The organism is Ideonella azotifigens, assembly GCF_006519715.1.
Taxonomy (GTDB): domain Bacteria; phylum Pseudomonadota; class Gammaproteobacteria; order Burkholderiales; family Burkholderiaceae_C; genus Ideonella; species Ideonella azotifigens.
Genome location: NZ_VIDT01000219.1, coordinates 1 through 8077, shown reverse-complemented (window position 1 = coordinate 8077; position 8077 = coordinate 1). Strand labels below are relative to the sequence as shown.

Genomic DNA, 8077 nt, shown 5'->3' with positions numbered 1-8077 from the left:
GCCGCTTGCCATCGCACCGCGCGCCGCCAAGCTGCAGGCGCTGGCCGCGCACAGCAGCCAGCTCACGCCCAGGCCTGGCGACGAACTGCCGGTGCTGGGCGAGCAGATCATTGCGCGTGCCGGGCGGCATGCCGAATTCTTCTTCTGCTGAAGGCACGGCATGGCCCCGACCCGCGACGACTTCGAGGCCATGTTCGCCGCCGAAGAAGACCCCTGGCATTTTCGCTCGACCTGGTACGAACACAGGAAGCGCGCGCTGACCATGGCCTGCCTGCCGGCGCCACGCTACCGGTTCGCCTTCGAGCCCGGCTGCGCCAACGGCGAGCTCAGCCGGCTGCTGGCACTGCGCTGCGAACAGCTGTGCTGCAGCGACGGTGTGCCGCGTGCGGTGCAGATCGCCCGCGAACGCCTGGCGGACCAGCCGCATGTGCAGGTCAGCCAGGGCTGGGTGCCGCAGGACTGGCCGGTCGGGCAGTTCGACCTGATCGTGCTCAGCGAATTTGTGTATTACCTGACCCTGCCCGAGTTCCAGCAACTGCTGCAGCGCCTGCGCAGTGGCTTGCTGCCAGGCGGCACCGTGCTGGCCTGCCACTGGCGCCCGCAGATCGATGGCTGCGCGCTGGATGCCGATGGCTTGCACCAGCGCCTGCATGGCGCGCTGGACCTGAGCCGGCTGAGCAGCCTGGTCGAGCCGGACTTCCGCATTGACGTGTGGTGCGGCGACGCGCGCTCCGTCGCCCAGCGCGATCAATTGCGCAGCTCCAGCGCTTGAGCGCCAAGGCGCAACGGGCGTGGGCACACCGTGTGCCCCGGAGTTCAACGGTTTCGCATTTTGGAGCGCAGGGCTGATGGATTTCCGCGAACTTGCATGGCTTGCTGTCGTTCTGACAAACACGTTGCCGGGGGCGTCACAGCCGTGGGCCCGAAGATCGCCCGGCCGTCTCAGGCTGCGCCCTCACAGCAAGTTCCATCATTCCATCCATGCCACGTCAACCGACTTCCCCATCTGAAAGCTTTGTCCAGTCGATCTCCAAGGTGCCGACCGGCATTGCCGGCCTGGACGAGTTGACCCAGGGCGGCCTTCCCGCGGGGCGGCCCACGCTGGTGTGCGGCGCTGCCGGGTCTGGCAAGACCATGCTGGCCGCAGAATTTCTGGTGCGGGGCGCGTCCCAGTTCAGGGAGCCCGGTGTCTTCATGCTGTTTGAAGAAACCGCCGCCGAACTCACCGAGAACATGCGCTCGCTGGGTTTTGACCTTGCGAAGCTGCAGCGCCAGAAGAAGATCGCCATCGACTTCGTGCGCGTGGAGCGCAGCGAGATCGAGGAAACCGGCGAATATGACCTGGAAGGATTGTTCATTCGCCTGGGTCATGCGGTCGACCGCATCGGCGCCAAGCGGGTCGTGCTGGACACCATCGAGGCGCTGTTCGCCGGCGTGTCCAACCACGCCATCCTTCGCGCGGAGTTGCGTCGCCTGTTCCGCTGGCTCAAGGACAGGGGGCTCACGGCCGTCATCACCGGCGAGAGGGGCGAAAGCAGCTTCACGCGCTACGGTCTCGAGGAATACGTGGCCGATTGCGTGATCCTGCTGGACCAGCGCATCGCCAACCAGATCTCGACCCGGCGGCTGCGGGTGGTGAAGTACCGCGGCTCTGCACACGGCACCAACGAATATCCGTTCCTGATCGGCACCAACGGGATCTCCGTGCTGCCGATCACGTCGCTTGCGCTTCTGCACACGGCCTCTCACGAGCGCGTGCCCACGGGCATCCCGGGCCTGGATCAGATGCTCGGCGGGTTGGGCTTCTACCGGGGCAGCAGCGTGCTCATTTCGGGTGCCCCGGGGACCGGAAAGAGCAGCGTTGCCGCCAGCTTTGCCGACGCCGCCTGCGCACGGGGCGAGCGCGCTTTGCTCTTTTCCTACGAAGAGTCCAGGAGCCAGCTGCTGCGCAACATGCAGTCCATCGGGCTGGACCTGCAGCACTGGATCGACAAGGGCCTGCTCCACGTCGAGGCGACCCGGCCCACGCTGCATGGACTGGAACAGCACCTGGTGCACATGTACGACCTGGTCCGCGCATTCAAGCCCGACGTGGTGGCGGTCGACCCGATCAGCAACCTCACCGCGGGCGGCGACGACGCTGGCCTGCAGCTGACCCTGATGCGGCTGATCGACTTCCTCAAGACCTCCAACGCCACGGCAATGTTCACCACCCTGACGCCGGACGGTGGCCCGCAGGCCGTCGCGTCTTCGGAAGTCGGCGTGTCGTCGCTGATGGACAGCTGGCTGCTGCTCACCAACCTCGCTTACAACGGCGAGCGCACCCGCACCTTGCAGGTCCTGAAGTCGCGCGGCATGGCGCACTCGAACCAGGTCCGCGAATTCACGTTCTCCGATGAAGGCGTCGGCCTGGTCGACGTCTACCTGCACGGCGACCAGGTGCTGACCGGCACCGCCCGCATTGCCCACGAAGCACGGTTCCAGGCGGCCACCGACCTGCGGGGCCGCGACCACGCACGCCGCATGCGCGACCTGGCGAACCGCCGCAAGGCGCTGGATGCACAGATCGCGAGCCTGCTGCTGGAAGCCGATGAGCGCGCCGGCGAGGTCGAATTTGCCATCGCCCGCGAGACTTTCGAAGCCGAGGGCATCGCTGCGCGGGTCCGCGACATTGCCCAAGCGCGCGCTGCCCCGCCGCCCAAGGTCACCAAACGCAGCAAGTCGGGTGGGGCCTGAGATGGCAGGCAAGACCGCAGGCGTCAAGACAGTGGCGGTCAAGCGCGCCGGGCCGAAGGTTGCGAAACCGACAGCTGCCGAACCGGCGGCGGCCAAGGCCAAGCTTGCCGGACCGAAAGCCGCGAAGCCGGCAGGCAAGCCCGAGTGGCAGCTGCGGCTTTACGTGGCTGGCAACACCGCCAAGTCCACCGCTGCGCTCGAGAACCTGAAGCGGCTTTGCGAGACCCACCTTGCCGGCCGCTACAGCATCGAAGTGGTGGACCTGCTGGTCAACCCCAGGCTGGCCGCGGGTGACCAGATCCTTGCGGTGCCGACGCTGGTGCGCAAGTTCCCGGAGCCCATCCGCAAGATCATTGGCGACCTGTCGAACGAGGAACGGGTGCTGGTCGGCCTGGATGTCCGGCCCATCGTGGCGAGAGCATGACCCAGCCTTCCGCGCAACAGGGCTCGTCTTCCGAGGCAAGCCTCGCCGAAGATGGCAGGCATGTGTATCGCCTGTACGTGAGTTCGGCGTCGCCGGTGTCTTCGAGGGCCATCGTGAACGCCCGGGTCTTCTTCGATGCCCATCTCCCGGGAAAGCATCGCCTGGAGGTGCTCGACATTGCCTCCCATGTCGAAGCTGCCCGCGGCGACCAGATCGTGGCATCGCCGACCCTCATCCGATTGTTGCCGCTGCCTCGCCGCCAATTCATTGGCGACATGTCCAACACTGAACGGCTTCGGAGCACGCTGGGCCTGAAACCGTTGGATCCTGTCTGACCGCGATGCCATCCTCCATCGACAGCCCGCGCCAGGCGAATGCCTCCACGTCGGACCTGAAGGCGCTCGCAGCGGAAAACGCCGAGCTGAGGATCCGCCTGGGCGAGCTGGAGGACACGATAGGCTCCATCCAGCGTGGCGACGTGGATGCCATCGTGGTCAACGACGACATCTACGTGCTGGAAAGCGCGCACGCGGCCACCAACCGTCTTCGGCAGGACGTGCTGGGCCAGATGGACGACGCGGTCTTCGCATTCGACACCTCGGACCACGTCATCTACATGAATGCCGCGGCAGAGCGCCGCTACGGCGTGCTGGCGGCCGAGGTGCTGGGCCGTGGCCGGCACGAGGTGTTCACCGAGGCTGCGGCGAGTGTCTTGGGCGAGATGGACGCAGGTGCACCAGACAATGGCCGCCAGCGCGTCTCAGCCGTTCACCGGCTGGCCGATGGCGGCAGCATCGAGGTCGAGTCCAGCGTCTCGTCGTTGAAGGATGCGTCGGGCAGCGTCATCGGCACCTTGGCCGTCATGCGCGACGTGTCCGAGCGGCGCCGGGCGGACATGCGCCAGGGCGCCCTGATCCGCCTGAGCGACCGTTTTCGGGAGCTGGATGAAACGGCGGAGCTGGAGTTCGATGCCGCGGAGATCGTCAGCGAAGTCCTGGGGGCCAGCCGTGTGGGCTTCGGCACATGGGACGATGCCGGCGAGATGCTGCAGGTGCGGCGGGACTGGACGGCCCCTGGCGTGCAGTCCTTGGCGGGCGCCGTGCCGCTGCGCGAATACGGCTCTTTCGTCGACTCGCTGAAGAAGGGTGAGGTCATCTGCATCGCCGACGTACGGCAGGACGTGCGCACGGCCATGTCGGCCGGCGTGCTGGAGCGCCTGGGCAGCCGCTCGTTCATGAACGTGCCGTTGATGGAGCAGGGGCGGCTGGTGGCCGTGATGTTCGTCAACCATGCGCAGGTTCGCCAGTGGTCCGCGGAGGAGGTTCACCTGCTCCGCGAGGTGGCCGAAAGGACGCGTGCGGTGATGGAGCGGGCCCGCAATGCAGCGGCGCTGCGGGCGAGCGAACAGCGCCTGCGCGAGGCCAACGAGACGCTGGAAGCCCGCGTGCAGTCCCGAACGCAGGAACTGCAGCGCGCGGAAGACGCGCTGCGCCAGGCCCAGAAGATGGAAGCCGTGGGCCAGCTCACCGGCGGCATTGCCCACGACTTCAACAACCTGCTGGCTTCGATGAGTGCCAGCCTGCAGGTGCTGCAGCGCAAGCTGGCGCAGGGCAAGCTGGACGGCGCGGAGCGCTACATCGGCATTGGCCGGGATTCGGTGCGCAGGGCCGCCGCACTGACCCAGCGCCTGCTGGCCTTTGCGCGCCGCCAGACGCTCGATCCCAAGCCAACCGACGTGAACCGGCTGGTCGCCGGCATGGCGGACCTGATCGCCCGCTCGGTAGGCCCGAACGTGGAGGTCGAAGTGGTGGGCGCGGCGAGTCTCTGGCCGACTCGGGTCGACCCCTCGCAGCTGGAAAACTCGCTGCTCAACCTGTGCATCAATGCCCGCGATGCGATGCAGCCCGACGGTGGCCGGGTAATCATCGAAACCGCCAACAAGTGGCTGGACGAGCGCGCAGCCGAGGAACACGATCTGCCGGTCGGGCAATACGTCGCCCTGTCGGTGACTGACACGGGTTCCGGCATGGCCCCGGCCGTCATCGAGCGCGTGTTCGACCCCTTCTTCACGACCAAGCCCTTGGGGCAGGGCACCGGGCTGGGCCTGTCCATGGTCTACGGCTTCGTGCGGCAATCAGGAGGGCAGGTGCGCATCTATTCGGAGCTGGGCCGCGGCACCACGATGTGCCTGTACCTGCCGCGCCACGTTGGCGCTGCGCAGGACGAGGAGGACGCCAGCGCCGTGGCCGCTGTCGAGACAGGCGACGGCGAGACCATCCTGGTCATCGAAGACGAAGAGAACATCCGCCAGCTCGTCGCCGAGGTGCTTCAGGAGGCCGGATACCACGTGATCTGCCGGGCGGACGGGCCCAGCGGGCTGGCGGCGCTGCAGTCGAACGTCCGGGTCGACCTGCTGGTGACCGACGTTGGCCTTCCCGGCGGGCTCAATGGCCGCCAAGTGGCCGACCAGGCTCGCGTCGATCGGCCGGAACTCAAGGTGCTGTTCATCACCGGCTATGCCGAGAACGCAGCCGTCGGCAACGGGCTTCTGGCGCCTGGCATGTCCGTCATGACCAAGCCCTTCGAGGTGGCGGAGCTGGCGCACAAGGTCCGCCTGATGACCACCGAGTGAATGGCGGCCGTCACCGCGACAGGCACGGTGACGGCCGCCAGCTGACTCAGACCCGCGGCGGGTCGGTTTCCCGTGCAGGATGGCGGTGCAGCGCCAGTGCTGCAATGAAGGCCTTCGCCGCAGCAGCCGCATCGCCACCCGCTTGCTCGATCACGCCGGGGTCCGCGCTGCCATCGGGCAGGTTGCGCGGTATGCCCGCCTGGTCCAGCAGCGCGCTGGCTTCGCCCAGGGCCAGCAGCGTCTTGCCATGCCGGTACTGGTTGACGATGAACTCCTGCGTGTGGCCGAGCTGCGAGAGCGCGCCCACGGCGGCTTCACCGGCCGGCAGCACCACCGCGTCGAACACCACCGGCGGCGAGTTCTCCAGCGTGCCGCGCACGGCCAGCTTGCTGCCGTCCGCCGCGATCACGTTGCCCAGCTTGGGTGCGATCAAGGTGACCGCAGCCTGCTCGGCCTCCAGCGCGCTTTTCACCGCGGCCAGCGCGGCGCCGTCCACGCCGTCGGCCACCAGCATGGCCACCTGGCGCGTGGCAATGCGGCCGTCGCCCGGGAAGGCCTTTTGCGACAGCCTGGCCGATTGCGTGACCTCGGGCTTGGCCGGCGTTTCAAGCGCGCGTGGCAGTGGGGCCGGCACGTCAATGCCCAGGCCTTCCGCCACCGCGGCTGCCAGTTCAGGCGACACGTTGACCAGCGAAGCCACCATGCGCTCGCGGATGGCCGGCACCGTCAGCTTGCTCAGCTCGAAGCGGAAGCCGGCGGCCAGGTGGCGCTGCTCCGGCGGGGTGAGCGAGTCGAAGAACAGGCTGGCCTGGGTGTAGTGGTCGGCAAACTTCTCGGGCTTGCCGCGCACCTTGTCTTCCTGCACTGGCTGCGGGAAGGACACAAAGCCCTTCATCGCGCCAGCCTGGAACGGGCAGCCGCCTGCCAGCGAGTTGGGCTCGTAGGCCACGCGGCCACGGTTCACGGTGCGGCGGTGCATGCCGTCGCGCTGGTTGTTGGCGACAGGCGCCAGCGGCGCGTTGATCGGCAGCTCGTGGAAGTTCGGCCCGCCCAGGCGCGAGATCTGCGTGTCCACGTAGGAGTGGATGCGGCCGGCCAGCAGCGGGTCGTTGCTGAAGTCGATGCCGGGCACCACGTGGGCCACGCAGAAGGCCACCTGCTCGGTTTCGGCGAAGAAGTTGTCCGGGTTGCGGTTCAGCACCATGCGGCCCACCGGGCGCACCGGCACCAGCTCCTCCGGCACGATCTTGGTGGCGTCCAGCACGTCGAAGCTGAACTGTTCGGCCTGCTCCTCGCTGAAGACCTGCAGGCCCAGTTCCCATTCCGGGTACTGGCCGCTCTCGATGGCCTCCCACAGGTCGCGCCGGTGGAAGTCCGGGTCCATGCCGGCGATCTTCAGTGCCTCGTCCCAGACCAGCGAATGCACGCCGAGCTTGGGCGTCCAGTGGAACTTGACGAACTGCGACTGGCCTTGTTCGTTCACCAGCCGGTAGCTGTGCACGCCGAAGCCCTGCATCATGCGGTAGCTGCGCGGAATCGCCCGGTCGCTCATGGCCCACATCAGCACGTGCGTGCTCTCGGGCATCAGCGAGACGAAGTCCCAGAAGGTGTCGTGCGCCGAGGCGGCCTGCGGCATGCCGTGGTGCGGCTCGGGCTTCACCGCGTGGATCAGGTCCGGGAACTTCATCGCGTCCTGGATGAAGAAGACCGGGATGTTGTTGCCCACCAGGTCCCAGTTGCCTTCGTCGGTGTAGAACTTGACCGCGAAGCCGCGGATGTCGCGCGCGGTGTCCACCGAGCCGCGCTCGCCGGCCACGGTGGAGAAGCGCGTGAACAGCGGCGTGATCTTGCCGGCGGCCTGGAAGGGCGCGGCCTTGGTCAGGTCCGGGATCGCCTCGTAGCACTCGAAGAAACCGTGTGCCGCCGAGCCGCGGGCATGCACGATGCGCTCCGGGATGCGCTCATGGTCGAAGTGCGTGATCTTCTCGCGCAGGATGAAGTCTTCCAGCAGTGCCGGGCCGCGCAGGCCGGCCTTCAGCGAGTTCTGGTTGTCGGCAATCGCCACGCCCTGGTTGGTCGTCAGCACCTGGCCGCTGGCGTCGGCGCGCGCGGCTTCCAGGTCGCCTTGCCAGGCGTTGGTGCCAGGGGCATGCGGGCCACGCGTCTTGTCCGAGGCATTGGCTTCGCTCAGCGTGCTGGCCGAGACGACCGGTTGCGCCCCGTCTGCGTGCTGGCCTTCCGGCGGCGAGATGGCGTTCGCGTGGCCGATCTCGCCTGGCTTATTG

General features: G+C 67.5%; 6 protein-coding genes. 5 read left to right on the top strand and 1 reads right to left on the bottom strand.

Annotated elements, in window-relative coordinates; translation table 11 throughout:
* The first annotated feature begins 160 nt into the window (after nt 1–160).
* The 5 genes from FKP22_RS14665 (at nt 161) to FKP22_RS14645 (ending at nt 5792) form a co-directional block, all read left to right on the top strand.
* Nucleotides 161–772 carry an SAM-dependent methyltransferase gene (locus tag FKP22_RS14665; RefSeq protein ID WP_141288213.1) on the top strand — a complete coding sequence of 204 codons (612 nt, stop codon included), beginning with the start codon at nt 161–163 and terminating at the stop codon, nt 770–772.
* Between the two features lie 209 nt (nt 773–981).
* Nucleotides 982–2736: a circadian clock protein KaiC gene (kaiC, locus tag FKP22_RS14660; protein ID WP_141288212.1), complete on the top strand. Its 1755-nt coding sequence runs from the start codon at nt 982–984 to the stop codon at nt 2734–2736.
* 1 nt (nt 2737) lies between these two features.
* Entirely contained in the window at nt 2738–3160 is a 423-nt protein-coding gene (locus tag FKP22_RS34380; RefSeq protein WP_141288211.1) for a circadian clock KaiB family protein, read from the top strand.
* Entirely contained in the window at nt 3157–3495 is a 339-nt protein-coding gene (locus FKP22_RS14650; protein ID WP_141288210.1) for a circadian clock KaiB family protein, read from the top strand. The genes FKP22_RS34380 and FKP22_RS14650 overlap by 4 nt, the downstream gene beginning before the upstream one ends.
* A 5-nt stretch (nt 3496–3500) precedes the next feature.
* The gene (locus FKP22_RS14645; RefSeq protein WP_141288209.1) at nt 3501–5792 is read left to right on the top strand and encodes an ATP-binding protein; all 2292 of its coding nucleotides are present in this window, start codon (nt 3501–3503) and stop codon (nt 5790–5792) included.
* Between the two features lie 46 nt (nt 5793–5838).
* On the opposite strand, the gene FKP22_RS14640 is transcribed toward FKP22_RS14645, so the two are convergent.
* Nucleotides 5839–8077, bottom strand: a 2239-nt coding sequence (locus tag FKP22_RS14640) for a catalase (RefSeq protein ID WP_141288208.1), incomplete at its 5' end; no start/stop codon positions are given.